The 22,384-nt window shown below is 66.2% G+C and carries 20 protein-coding genes and 1 pseudogene; 12 read left to right on the top strand and 9 right to left on the bottom strand.

The window, feature by feature from the left end:
* The first annotated feature begins 3 nt into the window (after positions 1–3).
* Complete coding sequence (locus U5809_RS09890) at positions 4–972, top strand: AraC family transcriptional regulator (RefSeq protein WP_322086344.1); 969 nt, start codon at positions 4–6, stop codon at positions 970–972.
* Complete coding sequence (locus U5809_RS09885; RefSeq protein ID WP_322086343.1) at positions 969–2,006, top strand: LysR family transcriptional regulator; 1,038 nt, start codon at positions 969–971, stop codon at positions 2,004–2,006. Before U5809_RS09890 ends, U5809_RS09885 begins: the two co-directional genes overlap by 4 nt.
* A 44-nt stretch (positions 2,007–2,050) precedes the next feature.
* On the opposite strand, the gene U5809_RS09880 is transcribed toward U5809_RS09885, so the two are convergent.
* Positions 2,051–3,169: a porin gene (locus U5809_RS09880; protein WP_322086342.1), complete on the bottom strand. Its 1,119-nt coding sequence runs from the start codon at positions 3,167–3,169 to the stop codon at positions 2,051–2,053.
* A 410-nt stretch (positions 3,170–3,579) separates the two neighbouring features.
* Between U5809_RS09880 and U5809_RS09875 the strand changes: the two genes are divergently transcribed.
* Both U5809_RS09875 and U5809_RS09870 read left to right on the top strand, forming a co-directional pair.
* Positions 3,580–4,977: an MFS transporter gene (locus U5809_RS09875; protein WP_322086341.1), complete on the top strand. Its 1,398-nt coding sequence runs from the start codon at positions 3,580–3,582 to the stop codon at positions 4,975–4,977.
* Between the two features lie 151 nt (positions 4,978–5,128).
* Positions 5,129–6,118 (top strand): PDR/VanB family oxidoreductase, encoded by a 990-nt coding sequence (locus U5809_RS09870; RefSeq protein WP_322086340.1) that lies wholly within the window; start codon positions 5,129–5,131, stop codon positions 6,116–6,118.
* A gap of 108 nt (positions 6,119–6,226) precedes the next feature.
* Here U5809_RS09870 and U5809_RS09865 read toward each other — a convergent pair whose 3' ends face one another.
* Complete coding sequence (locus tag U5809_RS09865) at positions 6,227–7,147, bottom strand: LysR family transcriptional regulator (protein WP_322086339.1); 921 nt, start codon at positions 7,145–7,147, stop codon at positions 6,227–6,229.
* Between the two features lie 139 nt (positions 7,148–7,286).
* Between U5809_RS09865 and U5809_RS09860 the strand changes: the two genes are divergently transcribed.
* The 3 genes from U5809_RS09860 (at position 7,287) to U5809_RS09850 (ending at position 9,522) form a co-directional block, all read left to right on the top strand.
* Positions 7,287–8,570 carry an aromatic ring-hydroxylating dioxygenase subunit alpha gene (locus U5809_RS09860; protein ID WP_322086338.1) on the top strand — a complete coding sequence of 428 codons (1,284 nt, stop codon included), beginning with the start codon at positions 7,287–7,289 and terminating at the stop codon, positions 8,568–8,570.
* The gene (locus tag U5809_RS09855) at positions 8,567–9,070 is read left to right on the top strand and encodes an aromatic-ring-hydroxylating dioxygenase subunit beta (protein ID WP_322086569.1); all 504 of its coding nucleotides are present in this window, start codon (positions 8,567–8,569) and stop codon (positions 9,068–9,070) included. The genes U5809_RS09860 and U5809_RS09855 overlap by 4 nt, the downstream gene beginning before the upstream one ends.
* A 65-nt stretch (positions 9,071–9,135) precedes the next feature.
* Positions 9,136–9,522: a 2-hydroxymuconate tautomerase family protein gene (locus U5809_RS09850; protein WP_322086337.1), complete on the top strand. Its 387-nt coding sequence runs from the start codon at positions 9,136–9,138 to the stop codon at positions 9,520–9,522.
* 44 nt (positions 9,523–9,566) lie between these two features.
* Here the strand turns inward: U5809_RS09850 and U5809_RS09845 are convergent, their stop codons facing one another.
* Positions 9,567–11,120, bottom strand: a complete 1,554-nt coding sequence (locus tag U5809_RS09845) for a sensor histidine kinase (protein WP_322086336.1) — start codon at positions 11,118–11,120, stop codon at positions 9,567–9,569.
* A 166-nt stretch (positions 11,121–11,286) separates the two neighbouring features.
* On the opposite strand from U5809_RS09845, the gene U5809_RS09840 reads away from it, so the two are divergent.
* From U5809_RS09840 to U5809_RS09820, 5 genes are all read left to right on the top strand, one after another.
* Positions 11,287–12,480 carry an acyl-CoA dehydrogenase family protein gene (locus tag U5809_RS09840; protein ID WP_282507656.1) on the top strand — a complete coding sequence of 398 codons (1,194 nt, stop codon included), beginning with the start codon at positions 11,287–11,289 and terminating at the stop codon, positions 12,478–12,480.
* Positions 12,481–12,581: 101 nt separating this feature from the next.
* The gene (locus U5809_RS09835; RefSeq protein ID WP_011356094.1) at positions 12,582–12,959 is read left to right on the top strand and encodes a hypothetical protein; all 378 of its coding nucleotides are present in this window, start codon (positions 12,582–12,584) and stop codon (positions 12,957–12,959) included.
* Between the two features lie 8 nt (positions 12,960–12,967).
* Positions 12,968–13,489 (top strand): nuclear transport factor 2 family protein, encoded by a 522-nt coding sequence (locus U5809_RS09830; protein WP_322086335.1) that lies wholly within the window; start codon positions 12,968–12,970, stop codon positions 13,487–13,489.
* A gap of 31 nt (positions 13,490–13,520) precedes the next feature.
* Positions 13,521–14,645 (top strand): amidase, encoded by a 1,125-nt coding sequence (locus U5809_RS09825; RefSeq protein WP_322086334.1) that lies wholly within the window; start codon positions 13,521–13,523, stop codon positions 14,643–14,645.
* Positions 14,646–14,704: 59 nt separating this feature from the next.
* Positions 14,705–15,448: an SDR family NAD(P)-dependent oxidoreductase gene (locus tag U5809_RS09820; protein WP_282507659.1), complete on the top strand. Its 744-nt coding sequence runs from the start codon at positions 14,705–14,707 to the stop codon at positions 15,446–15,448.
* Between the two features lie 402 nt (positions 15,449–15,850).
* Here the strand turns inward: U5809_RS09820 and U5809_RS09815 are convergent, their stop codons facing one another.
* The 6 genes and pseudogenes from U5809_RS09815 to U5809_RS09790 all read right to left on the bottom strand — a co-directional run.
* Positions 15,851–16,108, bottom strand: a complete 258-nt coding sequence (locus U5809_RS09815; RefSeq protein WP_322086333.1) for a PAAR domain-containing protein — start codon at positions 16,106–16,108, stop codon at positions 15,851–15,853.
* A gap of 261 nt (positions 16,109–16,369) precedes the next feature.
* Positions 16,370–17,224: a DUF6708 domain-containing protein gene (locus tag U5809_RS09810; RefSeq protein ID WP_322086332.1), complete on the bottom strand. Its 855-nt coding sequence runs from the start codon at positions 17,222–17,224 to the stop codon at positions 16,370–16,372.
* A 4-nt stretch (positions 17,225–17,228) separates the two neighbouring features.
* Positions 17,229–18,083: a DUF6708 domain-containing protein gene (locus tag U5809_RS09805; protein WP_322086331.1), complete on the bottom strand. Its 855-nt coding sequence runs from the start codon at positions 18,081–18,083 to the stop codon at positions 17,229–17,231.
* Between the two features lie 15 nt (positions 18,084–18,098).
* Positions 18,099–21,098, bottom strand: a complete 3,000-nt coding sequence (locus U5809_RS09800; RefSeq protein ID WP_322086330.1) for a T6SS effector BTH_I2691 family protein — start codon at positions 21,096–21,098, stop codon at positions 18,099–18,101.
* A complete protein-coding gene (locus tag U5809_RS09795; protein ID WP_322086329.1) occupies positions 21,091–22,041 on the bottom strand; it encodes a DUF4123 domain-containing protein in 951 nt (316 codons plus the stop codon). The genes U5809_RS09800 and U5809_RS09795 overlap by 8 nt, the downstream gene beginning before the upstream one ends.
* Positions 22,038–22,384, bottom strand: a pseudogene (locus tag U5809_RS09790) (type VI secretion system tip protein VgrG); the annotation flags it as partial. The gene U5809_RS09795 and the pseudogene U5809_RS09790, both read right to left, overlap by 4 nt.

Here is a 22,384-nt window from a genome sequence, read left to right as displayed (position 1 = left end):
TCGATGGACATCGCCCTTTCCCGCCATGCGCCGAACCGGCTCGGCGCGCTGCAGGCGCCCGACGAAGTCGAGCGCGCGGTCGCGCACCGGCTCGGGCCGCACCGGATGGCCGCGTACGGCCGCGATCCGTTTCATGCGGAGCTGTATGAAGTGCCGCTGCATCACGGCGCGCTGCTCGAACTCTGCTACGGCCGCGAAACGCGTATCGATTTCGGCGACGACACCGATCACTTCCTGTTCAGGCTCACGCTCGCCGGCACGTGCGAGCTGCAGGCCGGCAGGATCGCCGCACGCGCGGGGCCCGGCGAGCTGACCGTGTCGTCGCCCGCGCTCGCGAGCTGCCTGCGCACGAGCCCCGATTGCCGCAACCTCGTGCTGCGCCTCGAACGCGGCGCACTCGAACGCAAGCTGCAGGACCTGCTGCAGGCAACGCTCACACGGCCGCTGCAATTCGAACTCGCAAGCGGCGGCACGGGCGCCGCGCTCGTACTGCCGACCTTCGAATACCTGTGCCGGCTCGGCGTGCAGCCTGGCATCGGCGCCGCGTCGCCCGTATTCGGCGCGGACCTCACCGCGTGGCTGATGTCGCTGCTGCTCACGCACCTGCCGCACTCGTACAGCGACACGCTCGCGCGCGGCACGCCGCCGTTGCCGGCGCACGTGCGCCGCGCATGCAGCCACGTCGACGCGCATCTCGGCGAATCGCTTTCGCTGGCCGCACTGGCGGCCGTCGCCGGTGTCGCCCCGCGCACGCTGCAGCACGCATTCCGCGCGTTCCTGCACACCACGCCGGCCGCGTACGTGCGCGAGCGCCGGCTTGCGGCCGTGCACGCGGCGCTGCAACGTGGCGACGCACGCAGCGTGACCGACGTGTTGATCGCGCACGGCATCCATGGCTTCGGCCATTTCGCGAAGGCGTATGCGCGGCGTTACGGCCACGCGCCTTCCGTCACCGCGAGGCAACCACGATGACGCACTCCGCTCCCGGCCGCCCGGCGACGCCGGCCCGCCCCGAACCTTCCGCGCACGATGCCGACTCGCTCGACGGCCTGCGCGTGCAGGATCTCGATCTCAACTTGCTGAAGACGTTTCGCGCGGTCTACGAGGAGCGGCACGTCGGCCGCGCGGCGCTGCGGCTCGGCGTCACGCAGCCGTCGGTCAGCTATGCGCTCGGCCGGTTGCGGCTGATGTTCCGCGACGCACTGTTCGTGCGTACCGGCACCGGCGTCGAGCCGACACCGCGTGCGCAGCGGCTCGCGATCTCGGTCGACAAGGCGCTCGCGATCCTGCAGGACGTGCTCGACGAAGGGTCGCGCTTCACGCCCGACAGCACGCAGCGCGTGTTCCGCCTGCACATGAGCGATTTCGCGGCGAGCGCATTCCTGCCGACGCTGCTCGCCGCGTTCGACCGGCGCGCGCCGGGTGCGGTGATCGAGACATTGCACGTCGACGAGTGCCAGCTCAACGTCGCGCTCGAATCGGGGCGCATCGATTTCGCGCTCGGGCATTTCGCCGATGCGTCGAGCCACTTCCAGCGCACCGCGCTGCTGCACGAGCGCTGCGTGCTGCTGATGCCGCGACGCACCGCGCAGCGCGTCGGGTTGTCCGACGATTTCGTGCTCGACGGTACCGCGCCCGACGCGCTGCGCTTCGTCGCCGTCACGTCGCATCCGCAGTCGATGCAACTGCTCGAACGGCACGCGCTGATGCCGCGCGTGCGTGCGGCACTGCCCGATTTCATGGTGGTGCCCGCGCTGCTGCAGGACGGCGACTACGCGCTGATCCTGCCGGAGACGATCGCGATCACGTTCGCCGCGCGACAGCCGTGCGTGCTGTACGAGATTGCGAGCGCCGGCGAATGGGCCGTCAACGCGTACTGGCACCGGCGCTTTGACGCGGACCCCGGCCATCGCTGGCTGCGCGCGTTGCTGCTCGAACTGTTCAATATCGGGCAGCAGGCGCCGTTCGACGCATGGCTCGCACCGCAGCCGCCCGCCTGCGCGTAGCGGCGCAAGCGGGCCCGCGCACGGGCGCGTGCCCGCCGGCACGCTCAGAACGACGTGAGGATGCCCGCGACGATCGAGCTCGCGGTCGCGCCAGGCTTCGCGACCGCGACGCCGCCGCCCGCCGCGCCGTTGACGACGAAGCGCGCATGCGCGCCATTGCGCACCATCGCGGCGCCCGTGTACAGCACCGTGCGCTTCGACAGCGGATAGTCGAAGCGGATGCCGTACGAATCCGCATTGCCGTCGCTGTCCGCGACCTTCCGGTAATGGCCGACGCTCAACAGCAGCGACGCGCGCCCGATCGGCACCGTCGCGCTCAGTTCCATGATGTCGCTGTGCGGATACGCGCTCTGGCTGTCGATCGCGGTCGCGACGTCGGGGCCGCCGCGATGGCGCATGTACAGCGCGGCGACCTTCACGACGTTGAAGTCGTACGAAACCGCGCCGAGCGTGTAGTTGCCGTTCGCGGCCGGGCTCGTGTCGCCGAGCGTGGCCGCCGCCACCGGGCTGAACTTCTGCTGCATGTAGTCGACGTCGACCGACAGGCCGCCGTGCACGTAGTTGACGCCCGCGCCGTACGTATCGCCGAGCGCCGCCGGCTGCCCGGCCGCACCGTTGGTGCCGCGCGCGGCCATCGCGCGCAGCAGGAAGCCTGCGTAGCGCGGCGACGTGTAGCGCATCGAATTGCGCACGCGCAGGAACGCGGGCCCGACGAAGTTGTTGGTCGCGTTGCCCCATGCGAGCCCCGCGCCAAGGCCGGGCAGGCTGTACGTGACGAGCGTCGTATGCAGGATCGTGTAAAGCTCGCCGAACTGCACGCCGCCGAACGGCCCCGTGATGCCGACCCACGCTTCGCGGCCGAACAGCGCGCTGCTGTTCGACAGCGCACCGCTGCCGGCGTTGAAGCCGTCCTCGAGCTTGAAGATCGTCGCGTAGCCGCCGCCGAGATCCTCGACACCCTTCAGCCCCCACTGCGATGCCCACAGGTTGCCGCTGCCCATGCGCGTCACGTGGTTCGGCCCGGCGTTCGCGTATTCGATCGCGGTGTCGATGCGCCCATAGAGCGTCACGCTCGACTGCGCGGCGGCCGGCAGCGCGATGCAGGCGAGCAGCGCGGCAAGCGGTACGGCAAGCCGGTCGGCCCGCCCGTTCGGTTGGTTCATCTTCGTCGTCCCGTAGAAATGCCGGCGCCGGTCGGCGTCGCGCCGCGTGGTGTGATGCGCGTTCGCCGCAAGCGGCCAACGCTGCCGATCAAAAACGGGCCGAGTCTAGGAACGACAATTTCGGACGTCGACGCAATGCGCTCTATAACGCTTATAGATGCGCCGCATGATGCGCGCGCGCCCCGCCGCACGCGCGCCGCGCGGCGGCCCGTGCGCACGGCCTCGGTGTTTTCTTTATCCGGGTCGGTAAATGTCCGTGTGGCGCCGCTGTCACTCCGGCTATGGCGGCCGAATTTGGCCGACTACGCTGCGTCTCCGATCGTGTCACCCGCACGCTTTCGCGCCGCGACGGCGCCCGGCCCGCAAGGCCGCTGCCGCGCTTTTCAACCGCCCGCTCCTGGAGAATCCGCATGTCCGCATCCACGGCCCGCGCTGCCGACGGCAAGCGCTATACGTACGAATGGTATGTCGTCGTCATCTGCATGCTCGCGTACGTCTTTTCGTTCGTCGACCGCCAGGTCCTCGTGCTGATGATCGAGCCGATCAAGCGCGACCTGCACCTGTCCGACACGCAGTTCAGCCTGCTCAACGGCTTCGCGTTCTCGCTGTTCTACGCGGTGATGGGGCTGCCCGTCGCGTATCTCGCCGACCGCTATGCGCGCCCGCGCATCATCTCGATCGGCATCGCGCTGTGGAGCGTCGCGACGGCCGCGTGCGGGCTCAGCCAGCATTTCGTGCAGATGTTCATCGCGCGGATGGGTGTGGGCGTCGGCGAAGCCGCGCTGTCGCCCGGCGCGTATTCGATGCTCGCCGACTACTTCCCGAAGGAGAAGCTCGGGCGCGCGATCGCCGTGTATTCGCTCGGCTCGTTCATCGGCGGCGGCGTCGCCTTCCTGATCGGCGGCTACGTGATCGCGCTGCTCAAGCATGCGAGCGCGTTCACGCTGCCGGTCGTCGGGCAGGTGCATGCGTGGCAGGTCACGTTCCTGATCGTCGGGCTGCCGGGGATTCTCGTTGCACTGCTGTTCGCCGTGACCGTGCGCGACCCGCAGCGCAAGGGGCTCGCGCAGGATCGCTCGGGCGCCGTGCGGCGCGTGTCGATGCGCGATTCGCTGCGCTTCGTCGGCACGCATCGCGCGACCTTCTCGTGCCACTACCTCGGCTTCTCGTTCTACGCGATGACGCTGTACTGCCTGCTGAGCTGGACGCCCGCGTTCTATATCCGACATTTCGGGATGACAGCCGTCGAAGCCGGCTACACGCTCGGTATCGTGCTGCTGGTCGCGAATACGGCCGGCGTGTTCTGCGGCGGCTGGCTCAACGACTGGCTGTTGCGGCGCGGCCGTGCCGATGCGCCGATGCGCGCCGGCGCGATCGGCGCCGCCTGCATGGTGATTCCCGCGACGCTGTTCACGCAACTCGACTCGCTGCCCGCGTCGCTCGCGATGCTCGTGGTCGCGATGTTCTTCGCGTCGTTCCCGATGCCGACGTCGACCGCCGCGATGCAAACGCTCGCGCCGAACCAGATGCGCGCGCAGATCTCCGCGCTGTTCCTGCTCGTGTCGAACCTGATCGCGCTCGGGATCGGCACGACCGTCGTCGCGTTGTTCACCGACCGCGTATTCGGCGCACCGGCCGCGGTCGGCCATTCGATGTCGATCGTCAACGTCGCGGCAGCCACGCTCGCCGCGCTGCTGCTCGCCGCCGGCTGCCGGCACTATCGCCGCAGCCTCGATCGCGAACGCGGTCACGCATCGGCAGCGGCACCGCTGGCAGCCGGTGCGGGCGACGCGATCGCCGCGCGCTGAGCACACTTGCACCATCCTACCACTATCCATCCCGCTGATTCAGGTATCGCTTTTTAATCGATTTGATTTATGCGATGCCCATCCCTATTCTCGATCGCATGACGGCGCGGTGTCTGCCGCGCCGCTTTCCTCGTACCCCACGGAATTTCCCATGCAAGCGAACCGCCACCAGGTCCGGATCGACGCGCTGATCGACGCGGCGCAGGACATCCGCTGTTTCCGGGTTTCGCGCGTCGACGGCCAGCCGTTCGATGCGTACGAACCGGGCGCCCATATCGACGTCACCGCCCCGTCCGGCATCACGCGCCAATACTCGCTGTGCGGCAACCCCGACGAACGTGGCAGCTACCTGTTCGCGGTGAAGAAGGAAGCGCAGTCGCGCGGCGGCTCGCGGTCGCTGCACGACGACGTGGCCGTCGGCGCCGAGCTGTCGATCGGCGCGCCGCGCAACCTGTTTCGTCTGACGGATGACGCGAGCGAGCACGTGCTGATCGCGGCTGGCATCGGCATCACGCCGCTGCTGTCGATGGCGTACGCGCTGCACAAGCGCGGCGCGCGCTACCGACTGCACTACTTCGCACGCAGCCGCGAGCATGCGGCCTTTATCGATGAACTGTCGGCCGAGCCGTTCGCGTCGCACGTGACGTTCCACTACGGCGTCGAGCCCGATGCGCTCGCGGTTGAACTCGACCGCTGCGTCGCGTCGATCGATGCGCACGCGCATGTCTATACGTGCGGCCCGGGACCGTTCATGGACGCGGTCGTCGCGGCGGCCGCGACGCGCTTGCCCGAAGACTCGATCCATCTCGAACGTTTCGCTGCGGAACCCGCCGCCGCCGATGCGGGCCACGCCGAAGCCGGCGCCGGCCCGGCCGACGGCTTCGAAGTCCGGCTGCAGCGCAGCGGCCAATCGGTGCGCGTGACGCCCGACACGTCGATCGTCGACGCGCTCGCGCAGATCGGCATCGAAGTCGATACGTCATGCGGCGAAGGCGTGTGCGGCACCTGCATGGTGCCCGTCATCGACGGCGAACCCGATCATCGCGACCATTGCCTCAGCAAGGCCGAACGCGCGAGCAATACGGTGATCTGCTGCTGCGTGTCGCGGGCGCGCTCGGCGGTGCTGGTGCTCGATCTCTGATGCTGTCTGCACGAGCAGCGCCCGTTCAGGACGTCCCGTGTCGCTGAACCGCCCAACGCGTTCGAGCCGGCAACGCGCGCATCCACGCGTTGCTCGCGTCCTCATCGGTCAAGCGTTGTCGAAACGCTCGACGAGTTCGGTCAGCAGCATGCGCATCCACGCATTGCCTTCGTCTTCATGGAAGTGCTCGTGCCAGTGCATCGTCACCGGCGCGGGCGGCAGCGTGACAGGCAGGTCGTACAGGCGGAATGCGTTGTCGCGGTTCAGGATCTGCGCGAGCCGCTTCGGCAGCGTCGCGTAAAGATCCGTGACGGACAACACGCTCGGCAGCGCGACGAAGTGCGGTACTTCCAGCGCAATGTTGCGGCCCACGCCCTGTGCACGCAATGCGTCGTCGAGCGCGTGATGGCTGTGCTCGACCGACTTCACGTTGACGTGCGCGGCGCGCACGAACTGGTCGAGACTCAGCGCGCCCCCGCTCGGCAACCCGCGCCGACGGCCCGTCATGCACACGTAGGTTTCCTCGAACAGCACCTGGTGGCGCGTGCGCGGCATCAGCTCCGGCAAGTTGCCGATCGCGAAATCCAGCCGGCTCGCGCGCAGCGCCTCCTCGATCTCCTCCACCGGCAGCGGCTGCACGCTCAGCGTCACGCGCGGCGCGCGCTCGCGCAGCGCCTGGCAGATCGCCGGCAGGTACGCCATCTCGCCCGCGTCCGACAGCGACAGCCGGAACGTGCGCGTGCTGGTTGCCGGATCGAAGCGCTCCGCGTAGCGCAACGCGACGCGCACCATGTCGAGCGCCTTGCCGACGATCCCCGCGAGTTCGAGCGCGACCGGCGTCGGCTGCATGCCCGAGCGCGTGCGCACGAACAGCGGATCGTCGAACAGCGTGCGCAGCCGGCCGAGCGAATAGCTGACGGCCGGCTGCGACAGCGCGAGCCGCTCACCGGCCTTCGTCAGGCTGCGTTCCTCGACGATCGCCTGGAACACGCGCAACAGGTTCAGATCGAGATGATCGACCGACGTCATCGTTGCCTCCATTATTTGCCGCATTTATTGACCAGCTAATTTTAGATCAATTTGACGGATATGTAGTGGGAGACGAGACTGGGTACTCGATACCGCGCATGACGCGGCCCGATTTCGCGACTCTTTCCCCACGACGACGATGAGCGACATTTCCTACCAGACGATCGACACCAGTGCGTTGCACGGTCTCGCGCAACCCGACCGCATCGCATCGGCGATGTATCACGATCCCGTGCTGTTCGAAGCCGAGCTCGACCGCATCTTCTACCGCACCTGGATCTGGGTCGCGCACGAGAGCGAGCTGCCGAACCCGGGCGACTTCATCACGACGACGATCGGCCGCCAGCCGGTGATCGTCGTGCGCGACAAGACCGGCGAGATCAACGTGCTGCAGAACCGCTGCCGCCATCGCGGCGCGACCGTGTGCGAATCGCACAAGGGCAACGCGAAGGGCTTCACGTGCCCCTATCACAGCTGGTCGTACGCGCTCGACGGCACGCTGCGCGCGCTGCCGTACGGCGACGGCTACGAAGGCGTGTGCGAGAAAGGCGACCTGCCGCTCGTGAAGCTGCGCGTCGGCGTGTACCAGGGGCTGATCTTCGCGAGCTTCAACGACGCGATCGAATCGCTCGAGGATTTCCTCGGCGGCGCGAAGCCGTGGATCGACCTGTTCATGAAACAGGGCGCCGGCTACCCGATCAAGGCGAACGGCGAGCACAAGTTCAAGTTCAAGGGCAACTGGAAGATCCAGCTCGAGAACACGACCGACCTCTACCACTTCCCGGTCGTGCACAAATCGTGGATGAAGTCGATCGACGACGAGACGGCAGCCGCGATCACGAGCTTCATGACGAGCGAGGACGCATTCTGCCGCGGGCTCGGCAACGGCCACAGCCTCGCGGTGCTGATGCCCGAGCTGATCGACCTCGACGAAGACGACGGCGCGCCGCTGCCCGAGCGCTTCGCACCGCTCGCGGCGAAGCTCGCCGAGCGCCATTCGCCGGAGGAAGTGCGCCGTATCGTGCGCTCGCTGATGGGCGTCGGCTTCAACCTGAACCTGTTCCCGAACCTCGCGCTGTCGATGGCGTTCTTCCGCGTGCTGCGGCCGATCGCCGCGAACGAAACCGAGATCCGCCACGTCGCGCTCGCGATGGACGGCGGCCCCGACGAGGCGAACCGCGAGCGGCTGCGCATTCACGAGCACTTCCAGGGCCCGTTCGGCTTCGGCAGCCCCGACGACGCGGAAGCGTGGGAACGCGTGCAGCGCGGCGCGCATGCGGGCCCCGACGTGCCGATCCTCGTGAACCGCGGGCTGAACCGCGAGACGACCGCCGCGAACGGCGAAAAGACCGCCCATGCGACCGACGAGACCGGCATGCGCGAGGCCTACCAGCAATGGCGCAAGATGATGGAGCAGCAATAATGGACGACCGCAACGCCCTCTTTTCCGAGCAGACCTTCGCCCGCGCGGTCGAATTCGTGTGGCGCGAAGCAGAGATGCTCGACCGCCGCGACTACCGCGCATGGCTCGACCTGTGGGATCCGGCCGGCCACTACGTGGTACCGATCGATCCCGACACGACCGATTTCGCCGCCACACTGAACTACGTGTTCGACGACCAGGACATGCGCGAGAAGCGCGTGCAGCGGATGGTGTCCGGCTACTCGGCATCAGCCGCCGACGCGGCACGCACGGTGCGTACCGTGTCGCGCTTCACGCTGGAAAGCGGCAGCGCCGACACCGTCGAGCTGAAATCGGCGCAGGTCGTCGTCGCGTACAAGCGCGGCGTCGCGACGCTGTTCGCGGCCGACGTCACGCACAAGCTGCACGTCGATGCCGAAGGCGAGATGCGGATCGCCGAGAAGGTCGTGCGCCTGATCGACTCGACCGAAGCACTCAGCGCGATCGGCTTCCTGCTGTAAGCCGTGGCCGGTTCACCGCTGCACGTGCAAAGGTGAACCGGTGACCTTCACCTTTGCGGACCACCATGCCCACACTCGAAGTTTTCCTGCCGGCCGGCCATGACGACGCGCGCAAGGCCGAGCTGATCGCGCGGCTGACCGGTGCGACCGTCGACGCGATCGGTGCACCGACCGAATCCGTACGCGTGCTGCTCACCGAACTGCCCGCGACGCATATCGGCCTCGGCGGCCGCAGTGCCGCGAACGGCGCGCCGCCGTCGCTGCCGGTGATCGTCGCGATCCTGATCGCCGGCCGCACCGACGAACAGAAGCGCGCGCTGATCGCCGCGTTGTCCGATGCGGGCGCGAACGTGCTCGATGCACCGCTGCAGGCCACGCGCGTGATCATCAAGGACATTCCGAACACCGACTTCGGCATCGGCGGCCAGACCGCGCGGGCGCTGGGGCGCTGATCGTGCGCCGCGCGTCGCTGCCCGGCCGTGACGCGACACAGCGGCTACGCGTGCGTGCCGGCGAGCGGCAACGTCACGCGGCAGTCGAGCCCGCCGCCGTCGGCCGGGCTCGCCGCGATCCGCCCGCCGTGACGCGTGACGATGCTCTTGCACAGCGACAACCCGATGCCGTTGCCGCCGGCCTTCGACGACGAGAATCCGTCGAACAGCCGGTCGTGCGCACCGTCGGCAATGCCCGGACCGTTATCGATCGCACGCAGCTCCGCGTGCCCGGCGATGTCGGCCGTACCGAGCGTCAACGTACGCGGCGTGCGCTCGCAACTGGCGAACGCCTCGATCGCATTGAACGCGAGATTCAGGATCACCTGCCCGATCAGCACGCGCTCGCAGCGGATCGGCAGCGGCGTGCCGGCCTGCACGATCGCGACCGTCACGCCGGCCTCCTTCGCGCGCAGCTCGATGAAGTAAGCGACATCGGCAAGGATGTCCCGCAGGTCGGCAACCGCGACGACCGGTTCGCGCTTCACGATGAACTCGCGCACGCTCTTGATGATCAGCGCCGCATGCTCGGCCTGCCGGTCGGCGCTGCGCAGCCCCCAGATCGCGTCGTCGATGGTGCCATTGCCGTTCAGCCGCCTTACGGCCCCTTCGATAAAGTTGCGCACGGCCGCGAGCGGCTGGCTCAGCTCGTGCGCGATCACGCTCGCCATCTCGCCCATCGCGTTGTAGCGGCCCGCGTGTTCGAGCAGGCGCGCTTCGGCGCGGCGTGCATCCTCGATCGCGACTTCGTCGCTCACGTCGCGGAACTGCACGAGCAGCCCGTCGAGATCGCCTTCGATCTCGACCTGCCGGCACAGGATGCGCAGCCAGCACGACGAGCCGTCGCGCCGCACGATCCGGTAGCGCTGCGGCGCGGACGGGTACGCCGACGGCGCATCGCGCAGTTGTGCGACAAGGCGGTCGCGATCGGCCGCGGAGCAGTAGTCGAGCACCTCGCCGAGCGGTTCGTCGGCTGCGAGCCCGAGCACGCGGCGCCCCGACTCGCTGATGAACTGCACGCCGCCGTGCGGCGTCACGACCGCGATGCCTTCGTCGAGATCCTGCATGAATTCGCGCAGCCGCGCCTCGTAGCGGCGCAACTGCTGGCGGACCGCCTCTTCCGCGCTGATGTCGCGAAACTGCACCATCACGACGTCGTGCCCGCGCAGCGGCACGTAGGTCGCGGTGGCCTCGGACAGCATGTCGACGCCCGTACGCGATCGATAGCACCATTCGTACACCTGCGGCCCGTCGACGAGCGCGCGATCCCATGCGCTCACCGCGATCTCGCGCTGGTATTTCGGCTCGGGACGCGTCATGTCCGGCGCCTTCAGCGGCAGCAATTCCTCGACGGAAAAGCCGAGCGCGATGCACGCGGCGCGATTCGCCCACACGATCGCCTTCGTCTGCGCGTCGTGCAGCAGCACGCAGGTCGTCAGCGCATCGAGCAGCCGGTGGAAATCGTCTTCGTCGGGGAAACTCATGATCGGATCCGGATGAAGGCGCGCGGCGTCGCGCGGCCGGAAACCCAACATAGCACCGGCGCACGCCGATCGCATCTGAAGATTTCTTTAGGCCGGCACGGAACCTCACCAGTCGCGCGGCCCAACGCACCAATTGCTGCGTGTTTTCGGCGTTTCTAGACTGGTCGCATCGTCGTGTTGCCACCCAGGACAGCACGCATGCCGCCCCGCATCCGAACCCTTATCCGCCCAGGAGACAACCATGCCGCAAGCCGCCCTCGCGATCGAACCCGCGCCGTCCTCCCAGCCCGTGGCAGGCGCCGCTGCCGCGCAGTTGTCGCCGCTCGACGCGGTGCTCGAAACCGTCGCCTTGCGTCGCGAGGAATTCGACCGCCTGTCGCACGTGCCGCGCGACGTGATCGCGCTGTTCAAGCAGGCCGGCATCTATCGCGCGGGCACGCCGCGCCGCTTCGGCGGCGATGCGCTCGCGCCGACCGCGTTCCTCGACATGATCGAACGGATCGCGACCGCCGACGGCTCGGCTGCGTGGGTCGCGAGCTTCGGCTCCGCGAACGTCTATCTCGCCGCGCTGCCGCTCGAGACCCAGGCCGAGCTGTACGCGAGCGGCCCCGACCAGGTGTTCGCGGGCGGCCTGTTTCCGGTGCAGCCGGCGCCAGCCGCGCCGGGCGGCTGGCGCGTGAACGGCACGTGGAAATTCGCGAGCGGCTGCAAGGGCGCCGACTGGCTCGGCGTCGGCATCGCCGTGCCGGGCGCGCAGGACGCCGCACCGAACAAGCCGCGCACGGCCGTGTTCCGCGCGGCCGACGTCGAGATCGTCGAGAACTGGAGCGTGGTCGGCATGCAGGGCACCGGCAGCCATGACCTGCGCGTGAACGACCGCTTCGTGCCCGAAGCGTGGACCTTCGTGCGCGGCGGCGAACCGACCGTCGACGAGCCGCTGTACCGCTACCCGACCGTCGCGTATGCGGCGCAGGTGCTGGCCGTCGTGAACCTCGGCCTCGCGCGTGCCGCGCTCGACGTCGTGAACCGGATGTCCGGTGGCCGGCAGACGACGACCGGTGCGCCGCGTCTCGCCGATCGCGCGTACTACCGCATCGAGCTCGCGAAGGCCGAGGCGCAACTGCGCTCGGCACGCGCGTTCTTCTACGATGCGACCGACACCGTATGGCAATCGATCCTCGCCGGCAACCCGGTGACGCCCGACCAGGTCAGCCTGCTGCGGCTCGCGGCAACGCAGATCGCACGCGAAGGCGCGAGCGTCGTCGAACGCGCGTACCGCCTCGGCGGCACGGCGGCGATCTATCGCACGCATCCGCTGCAGCGGCTGCTGCGCGACGCGATGGTCGTCACGCAGCACGCGTTTCTCGGCGAGGGCAACTTCGACGGCGCCGGCGCGGTGTTCACCGGCGTGACGCCGTTTCCCGGCTATCTGTAACCGGCGTCGACCGAATTGTTTTTCAACGTGCATGACGCCGATGCCGAACCATCGTCGCCGGCCGGTTCATGCGCCTGACCCTTTCCCCTGGAGAACCTGATATGTCCGACTCGAATCCGCTGCCGCTGCGCGTCCTGTTCTGCTGCGGCGTGTCGCAGAACTTCTTCGACCTGCCGCGCGAGAAAATCGGCGAAGTGTGGCAGGCGTACGGTGCGATGCTCGCGGCCGTCGAAGCGATGCCCGGCGTGCGCGTGCTCGGCGTGATGGACGACGACCGCCTCGTGGTCGGCCAGGCCGACGGCGCGCCGTGGACGTTCTACATCATGGCCGACGTCGCCGATTTCGACACGACGGTCGCCGTGTGCAACCTGTACCGCACGACGCCGGTCGGCGAATACAACCTGTGGCGCTACGGCAAGATCGAAGCACGCGTCGGCCGCGCGCTGACCGTGCCGCCGGCCGCGAAGCCCGCGGCGTGAGGCACGCGATGGCCGACCTGTCACCGGATCCGATCGACGCGCTCGTGCAGCGCATGGCGGCGCTCGACGCCGAGCGCGCGGTGCGCGCGACGATGACGCGCTACATGGCGCTGTGCGACGTGCCCGAGAATGCCGGCGACGGCCCGTCGCTCGCCGGGCTGTTCACCGCCGACGCCGTGTGGGAAGGCATCGGCCCGCAATACGCGCAGAAGTTCGGCCGCGTCGAAGGCACGGACGCGATCGTCGCGATGCTGGGACGCTACCTGCCGCCTGACCCGCATTTCTCGGCGAACCTGCACTTCCTGACGTCGGAGTCGATCGAGATCGGCACCGGCAACGCAAGCGCGCGCGGCCGCTGGATCATGCTGCAGGCGTCGCGCTACGCGGACGGCACGGCCGAACTGATCGCCGCGCGGCTGACCGTCGATTTCGCGCCGGCCGCCAGCGGCTGCGCATGGCTGATCCGTCATTTCCGCACCGAACGCGTGCTCGACGGCCCGTGGCCGCTCGCCGCCGCGCCACGGTCCTGATGCATTCCACCGCTTTCGCACGATACCGACCATGACAGGCTTCATCGACACCTTCACGCTCGGCGGCCCCGGCCCCACGATCGCGATCAAGGACACGATCGACATCGCGGGCCATCCGACCCGCGCGGCGAGCCGCTCGCTCGCCGACGCGCCGCCGGCCGCCCGACACGCGGACGTGGTCCGCCTGTTGCTCGACGCCGGCTGGCAGATCGCCGGCAAGGCGAACATGCATGAACTCGCGTTCGGCATGACGGGCATCAACGACTACACCGGCACGCCCGTCAATCCGCAAGATGCCACGCGCATTCCCGGCGGCTCGTCGAGCGGGTCCGCGTCGCTCGTCGGACTCGGCGCGGTCGACGCGGCGCTCGGCACCGATACCGGCGGCTCGATTCGCGGGCCGGCCGCGTGCTGCGGCGTGGCCGGGCTGAAGCCGACATTCGGCCGCGTGTCGCGGCGCGGTGTCGCGCCCGCCGACACGACGCTCGATTGCGTCGGGCCGTTCGCGCGCGATATCCGCACGCTCGTCGCGGTGATGGCCGCGATCGCGCCGGGTTTCGATCGTGCGCAAGCGGCGGCGTCCGCGGCAGGCTGTACCGTCGCGCACGTCACCGTTGAAGCCGATCCGGCGATCGCCGCCGCGCTCGATGCGGCCGTGCGCGCGTCGGGCCTGCATTCGCACGCCGTCGTACTCGACGACATGCCGGCCTCGTTCGCGGCCGGGCTCACCGTGATCAACGCGGAAACGTCGCGCGCGTTCGGCCATCTGGTCGAAACCGGCCGGCTCGGCGCCGATCTCGATGCGCGCCTGCGCGCGGCCGCGGCGACGACACCCGCGGCACTCGCGGAAGCCGAAGCCGTTCGCGCACGCTTCACCGCGCAGGTCGATGCCGCGCTCGAACACGCGGACGTGCTGGTGCTGCCGACGCTACCCGCGCTGCCGATCACGCTGCAACAGGCACGCGACGGCGTGTCGGTCATTGCGATGTCGTCGCTGATCCGGCCGTTCAACCTGAGCGGCCATCCGGCGCTCAGCCTGCCGCTACCGCTGGCCGGTTCGCCGCTGAAAGCCGGCCTGCAGATCGTCGGGCGCAAGGGCGCGGACGAACGGGTCTGCGCGATCGCGGCGCACTTCGAGGCGGCACTCGCCGCATGAATCACGATGCGGGTGCCGCGTCCTCCGGCGCGCACCCGCGAACCAGGGAACTACGCACCATGTCAGATCGAGTCGTCCTCGTCACCGGCGCCGCGCGCGGGCTCGGCGCCGTCATCGCCGAGCGCTTTCATGCGGCCGGCTACCGCGTCGCGCTGGCCGATATCGCCGCCGACGCCATTCACGCGCATGCGCGCGACCTCGACCCGAGTGGCGAACGCGCGATCGCGCTACCGCTCGACGTCACGTCGAAACGCGATTTCGAAGCCGCGCGCGATGCGCTCGTCGCGCGCTGGGGCACGATCGACGTGCTCGTCAACAACGCGGGCGCCTCGAAGGTCGTGCCGGCAATGGAGATCACGGCCGAACAGTTCGACCAGGTGATCGACGTGAACCTGCGCAGCGTGCTGTTCGGCTGCCAGGTGTTCGGCCGGTATTTCGCGGAGCGTGGCGCGGGCCGCATCGTCAACATCGCATCGCTCGCCGGGCAGAACGGCGGCTCGGCGACCGGCGCGCACTACGCGGCCGCGAAAGGCGGCACGCTGACGCTGACCAAGGTATTCGCACGCGATCTCGCTGCGCAGGGCGTGACCGTCAACGCGATCTCGCCGGGCCCGCTCGACCTGCCGATCGTGTATGAAAGCGTCGCGCCGGAAAAGCTGCGTCAGGTGCTGGCGAGCCTGCCGGGCGGCAAGCTCGGATCGGCGGCATTCGTTGCGGATGCAGCCGTATTGCTCGCGTCGGGCGACGCGCACTTCGCGAACGGCGCGTGCTGGGACATCAACGGCGGGTTGTACATGCGCTGAGCGGCGGTATGCGCCGATTGCGCGGTGCCGCCCGGTGCCGCGTGCGATGCACATGGGGGCACTATCGAAAAAACCAAGAATGCCAACCTTACCTTCCCGGATCCACGTTGCCTCCGTGGCATTCCAGCTCATGCTGCCCGACTCAGACACGAGCACCTGCAGGCCATTCAGACCTTCGAACACGGAGCTGCCGTCTGGAAATCTGATACGCCGAAAGCTGGTGCCGCCGGTGTGGTCGTCCTTAGGGCCGTCGGCACCAGACTGCGTCATTCCCACCGATGGCTTATCATCGTTTTTCATTGCGTCTCCTTGCCTACATCACCGCAGGGCGATTCGTCTTTCTTTGAGAGACTTCGATCACGGCAAGGCAATCTCTTGCCATGACTGCGTTGTCGGTGGCAGTCACTCCACCGTCCAACCCTCTTCGCCTTCGATCAGGGTACCGCCATGGCTCGTGGTGTCGCCCTGGCGCGCCACGGGTTGCCCCTCGATGCTGGTGCCAGGCGAGCCGGATTCGATGACGGCGCCACAACTGACGCGATCAGTCACACGCGCAACTGCACGACCGCCAACGGTGGCAGACGATGCACCGCTCACGACGGTGCCCTCACCGTGGATGGGACAGCTGTGTCGATGACCGACGAGTACGACAGGGCGCATATCAAGCTCCTTTTGATGTGGACTACGACTGACTCTCTTCACGCTTACTGGCGAACAGGCGAATACCAGCAAAGATGCCGATCGCCAAAGCCAACCACGCTAGGTCGATCATCGACTTCATGGGTCGTCGCTTTGGGGCTGGAGCTATTCATGCCAGCGCACTCCTTAACATAGTGAGTCGGCCGCTTAGAGACCGATGGGGTGATGGTGAATTCCAATCAGGATGACCGCGTTGTCTCATCCGGCGCAGCACGTTGACGCTCACTGCGTCAGTGCTTCCGCCGGTGGTGGGGCGCCGCGCACGTTGAAGAGACGGCATACCACATACCAGCACAGGGCGGAGAACAGGTTGTAGGGGAACAGAATCAGCCACATCGGCAGAAGCCAGTTCTTCTTACCCTGTCGCTCGCCCGGCTCGCCGGTACGCCATGGTGCGTAGTGGCACCACGCTTCGGCCGGGGTCAGGCAGATGCGGTGCAGTGGCACGTACCACCAGTTGGGTTCGCCCGGCGGCGGCAACTGGTCGGGGCCCTTCTCCATGAACTGGCAGATGTACTCCCACACTTGGGCGATGTAGCGCGGGTCCGGGTCGTTGGGGGCATTGCTGTCGACCCACAGAACAATTCGTTCCTGCTCGTCACCGGGCGCGGGCCGCGGGCCGAAGGCCAACGCGAAATTCGTGCTGAAGGAGCGACCACCGAACTCGTTACGCACGAATTCGGCACCTTCTGTCCGTGCCCAGTCGAATACGATCAGCGTCTTGTTGCGCTGGTAGTAGACCTTGCGCGTCTTGCGGTTAAAGTAGAAGTTGGATAGCCGCTTGATAAAGAATATGCGGTACCCAGAAAGCAAGATTGCAAATAAACCAAATCCAATGGTGCAAGCCAACATGGTCCAGAAAAGTACCCCGAACCTTTCTCTCCCTATTAGCAACCAGCACAAATAGCCGAACATCAGAATGTTAAGGGATGCATACATTTTAGATGTGAATACTGAATCTGCCGCCCACGGATTCCGCAAACACAGCATATCTCGGTCAACGCTGACCAACTGATCGCGGATGGCCGGCGCCACGCCGGTTCGCGTCTGTTCGGAAAATCGCCATGTCATCGCCATCGGTTCAACGCTCCAAGGCTTCTGCCGGCGGCGGTGCGCTGCGCACGTTGAACACGCGGCACACCACGTACCAGCACAAGGCGGAGAACAGGTTGTAGGGGAACAGAATCAGCCACATGGGCAACAGCCACTTCTTCTTACCCTGCCGCTCGCCCGGCTCACCTGTGCGCCATGGCGCGTAGTGGCGCCAGGCTTCGGCCGGGGTCAAGCAGATGCGGTGCAGTGGCACATACCACCAGTTGGGTTCGCCGGGCGGCGGCAACTGATCGGGGCCCTTCTCCATGAACTGGCAGATGTATTCCCACACCTGGGCGATGTAGCGCGGGTCCGGGTCGTTGGGTGCATTGCTGTCGACCCAAAGGGCGGTGCTATCTTTCTCATCCCCGGGCGCCGGCCGTGGACCGAAGGCCAATGCGAAATTCGTGCTGAATGATCGGCCGCCGAACTCGTTACGCACGAATTCGGCACCTTCGGTCCGTGCCCAGTCGAATACGATCAGCGTCTTGTTGCGCTGGTAGTAGACCTTGCGCGTCTTGCGGTTAAAGTAGAAGTCGGACAACCGCTTGATGAAGAAGATTCGGTACCAAACAAGAATACAAACAAACGCGGGAAACACCATGAGTATCGAGTAACCTATCAACAGGTCGGAACTGACATTCCCCGTAAAAAATACCAAGTACGTAATGACAAAAACACCAGCCAAGGTCATTGAGATATACATCTTTCCCATGAATACGGAATCCGCCACCGACGGATTCCGTAGACAGAGAACATCCCGATCAACGCTGACCAACTGATCACGGATAGCCGGCGCCACACCGGTTCGCGTTTGTCCGGAAAATCGCCATGTCATCGCCATGTCATCGCCATCGGTTCAACGCTCCAATTGAAATTGCCCGGTGGCCTGCGCGCTTTCATCCAGGCTCTGATTAGGCTTGTAGTAGATGCGCAAAGCCATCCGGTGGACCTCTGTTACTTCCTTCTTGAAATGGATGACCAAGCCGCTGCGTGTGTCATAGCAGGTCGGGTTACCGACAACGCAGATGTTGCCTTGCTCCAGGGTCTCGGACCAATGGCTTTGCCCCATGACATAGCCACGTAGCAGGACCGCGAATTCCACAGTGGTCGTGGTTTGTGGTACCTGATTGGTCGCAAGCCTGCCCCAATCCGGATATGACCACTCCAACAGTTTGCGATGCCAGATGCTGTCGATGCCTTTGATCCCAATGGCCTCGGCGTCTTTCTTGGTCAGCAGCACAGGGGCGTAATAGGTGACGTACCAGGCCTTGATTTCTTCGTGGACGTTGAGAAACGGCGGCAGTTTCCCGTTGGCGTCCAGATTGATGCCATCGCGTTTTTCACCATCGTTCAAGCGCTTTCCAAAAATGCCGCGTGCCGCCCAGAGTTCGATGGGGCTATGAATGCGCGCCGCTGCTTGCGCGTGGAGCCAAATCCCGCCGGCAAAAACACCTGCCCCAAAAAGCACAATCGCGGCAGCGGCCCAGCCAGCTACCGGAATCACCGCTGTCGGGGCAGCGATAGCCAAACCGGCCTCTAGGATTAAGGCAGATCCTGCCGCCACTGCTATTCCACCTGTAGCGGTATAGAAGCCAGCGGTACTATCACCGTTCTGGATCTGTCGGACCATCTTCGCAGAGTCCGAAAGGAACCCGGAGACAATCGTCGGATACCCCAACAAACGACTGAACAGATTGCCAGTAATAAAGCTCATCACACCGTTACCGAACGCCATGCCAGGTGCGTTAGCGGTGTAGCGCAGCACGATGATCTTGTATGCGGAGCGCGCGCTGGCACCCGATGCCACCAATGCTCCAGTCACACCCAAAATGGCGGAAGCGAAGCCCGCCGCATTTTCGAAGGACGGATCATCGCGCAGTTGCGCGTAAACAGCCTTGAGGGCAATAACGTTGAAGCAGAGCATGGCGACGTTCACGCCACCACCGGCGGCCGTGGTCCTCAGCGACGCCAGGTTCGGGCGTACCCGCTGGATTAACGTCTCCTCTACCGTGACAGTGCGGCTGCCCTTGACTCGCACTCGCTTGACCTCTTCGAAGTCGGCCATGCCGGACTTCACGAACTTGTCCACCTCTTTGCTGAGGGGGTCTTCGAGCGGCTTCGACTTGGTGATGCCATAGCGTGCAGCAAGCAGGCCCAGGGCCTTCTCGGCATTGGCTTCGCCAGCGGCGGCCAACACCTGCTGACGCAGGTTGCGGCTGGCGTCCCAGCGGGTCTTGCCCTGCAGGCGCTTGAGCGTCACGGTGGTGACCACTTCGGCAGTGAGATCGGTGATGCCAGCGGCAGCCGGGAAGCGCCCTGCCAAATCTTCGATGGCGGAGTTGGCACCGCTCAGGAGCACGCCGACCGCATCGGCCTTGTCCTTGAGCGGGTTGTAAGGGGCAAGCGCAAGATAGAGGGGACTGTCGCGCTGGTCTAGCCAAGCGCTCAACCGCTTGAAGCGCGCATCATGGTCATCTGTACCCGGCAGAGGCTGGCTCATGGGATGGAGCATCAGGGCCAAGGTGATTTCCAGACCCAGGGCGGACGACTTCTCGTCACGGTCGTAGGCGGCCAAAGCGGCCGCCAAGCTGGCGGGCTCGTCGCGGTGACGTGGTTCTGCGGTAGCCAGCCATTGGTCGTGGTCGTCGCAGGCTTCGAGCGCGGTGCCCAGGTGCGTGCGCAATACCTTTTCGCGCTCGTCGCGTTGGGCCAGGAATGCGAAGTACCGTGTGGTATCGATGCGATCGTCCAGGCGATGGCCGATGGGCGATACGCCCTTGTCGGTGAGCACCTGGTAACGCAGCTCAGCGGGCGTCGCCCGGGGCTTGCCACCCACCTGCTTGCTTTGATGCTCCTCGCGCAGCTTGACCAAGTCGTCCAGCTTGGGCTTGTTGGCGGGGTACATGGCCCGAAGCGTTTGCTCCAGCAGCGAGGCGATCAGGTTCTTTTCGTGGAAGTCCTTGCTTTGTGCACTGAGTTTTTCCACATCCAGGCGGAAGCAGGCGGGCACGCTGGGCGCTTGGGGCTGATCCTTGCCCTGCCCCTTGGCGCCCTGGGGCTGCTGCGTCGGCAGAATGTCGCGCAGTTGATGCTGATAGGCAGCGACGGACAACCCAAGATCCAGACTGATGCCCTCGGCGTCGTTGAGCGCGACCGCCACGGGCACCCGCGGCTGGGTAAAGCGATAGTGCTGTCCCTGCGCCAGGAAGGTGCTGATGGGCAGGTCGTCCTTGCTGGCGTGGCTGCTCCAGTTCAGGTCGCAGCGCTTGCTCTTGCGCTTGCAGTCTTCCACCCACTCGCTCAGCGCGCTGGCGGGCAGCACATGTGGCTGGCGCGAAGGTGACTTCTGTCCCGAGGTGAGTTCAGCCATGTCCAGTCGGCGCATGTGGCGCTTGCGTGTGGCCAGGTCGGACGAGACCTTGGTAGTCATGGCGTTGGTCCACAGGTGCGGGCTGTAGCTGATCCAGACTTCTTCGGCGGTGTCCGCGCAGGTGTCGGCCCAGACCCAACCCATGCTGTTGCCGGTTTTGTAGCGGTCCTTGCGGTGGTACTGCTCGAGGCTGCGGTACTTGAGTTCCTTGTAGTGCCCTTCGCCATCGTATTCGTGGATGACCAGTTGTTCGCCCTTCGCCCCTTTCATGAACACGTAGACGTAGCCGGGCCGCAGGGCACGCAAGGTGTATGCCGAGCGTCTGAGCGGCTTGAATTCCTTTTCCAGGGTGAAGCCGGCATCGGCATAGCGATAGAGCGGCTCTTTGTCGTTACGCGGCACAACGGCATAGCGAATCGGCAGGATGGGCACGCGCGAGCTGCACGAAGGGGCTGAGGACGAACCGCCGGCAGTGGGCTTAGTCATGGGAGGACTCCCTGGTGTTCGCCAAGGCGGTGAGCTGGCGCACCCGCGCCTGCGGGGATTCGGTGAGGTCGTTGAGGATGGCGACGGCTTGTCTGTCTTGGAGCAACCAGGGATGGCGCGCCATCAGGTCGACGTAACGTGTCGCCACCTCGTCGTCGCTGATGTAGAGCTGGGCACCGACCTCCAGCAGTTGGGCTACCCATTGTCGGATATCGCCAAGGGAGCGATGCGCGTGCTGCGGCAGCGCCTGGACGTCGTAGCTGCGGCTGAGCAGGAAGTGCTCGCGGGTGTTTGCATCGAAGCGGGCCCATTCGTGCGACCGCAAGGTGAACGGCGCGTCGTTGCCATCACGGCTGGGCGCGGCCGTGCGATCCAGGCGCATCCATGCCTGGACCGGCCCCCAGTGGGTACGCCATAACAGACTGGTCACGGGACCGAGCCATACGTTGCGCTGATCCTCGTCGAGGGCATCAAGCCACGCTAAAAGGTGGTGAGGCTGGACGTCGAGATTCGCCTGACTTTGGTCCGGCAAGTCTATCTGCACGAGGCTGCTGAGATGGGTGGCGAGTGTATCCAGATCGGCTTCGGCGCCGATGACCACGGCACAGCCAATGGGCGCCCATTCCGACAGCGCGTGCTGCATCAGCGCGGGCTGAGCGGTCGCATCCACCAACAAGGGGCCCTGGTCGTAGATATCGTCGAGCGAACCGCGCTGCCAAAGCCAGGCGCGATGCGGAAACGGGTCCCATGCCTGGACCAGATCCAGTGCACCGGGTGCGTAGGCCGGCTGCCACTCCCCCTCCTGCGGAGGTGGGCGGTAGACCGAGTTCTGCAAGGGCACGGTCATCAGCAGAAGATGGTGGAAGGCGCTATCGGGCAATGCATCGGCAGGAAGGTCTTGGAGCTGCCATGTGAGCAACGGCGACACAGGTAGATCGATCATTTCGCTCGACCTCCCAAACACGTGCAATCGCCGAGTGGGCAGGTGCCATCCGGGCGACGGCCGCACTGCCGATCAAGCGGCTTGCCGGCCGCCGGTGCGCTCGTGATGGCGAAGGGATTGCTCGCTCCCCTGGTCTGCTGAGTGATCGGCCCCTTGGTACGAATCGTCACGCCTTCCAGCGTGATCCCGCCGCCGTCAATGCGCACGGTGCCGCCCGGGCCTTTGACCTCCAGAACATCGGCCGCACGGATTTCATAAACTTTGGTCCGATGCCGAATGGCTTGCCCCGCCTCCAGTTCGACACGCCCCTGCACACGCTGCGTTAGATGCCCGCCGATATCTG

It is taken from the genome of Burkholderia sp. BCC1999 (assembly GCF_905339975.1).
In the GTDB taxonomy this organism is placed as follows: domain Bacteria; phylum Pseudomonadota; class Gammaproteobacteria; order Burkholderiales; family Burkholderiaceae; genus Burkholderia.
Note: the sequence above shows the minus strand (reverse complement) of the source record. Positions and strands in the feature narration are given on the sequence as shown.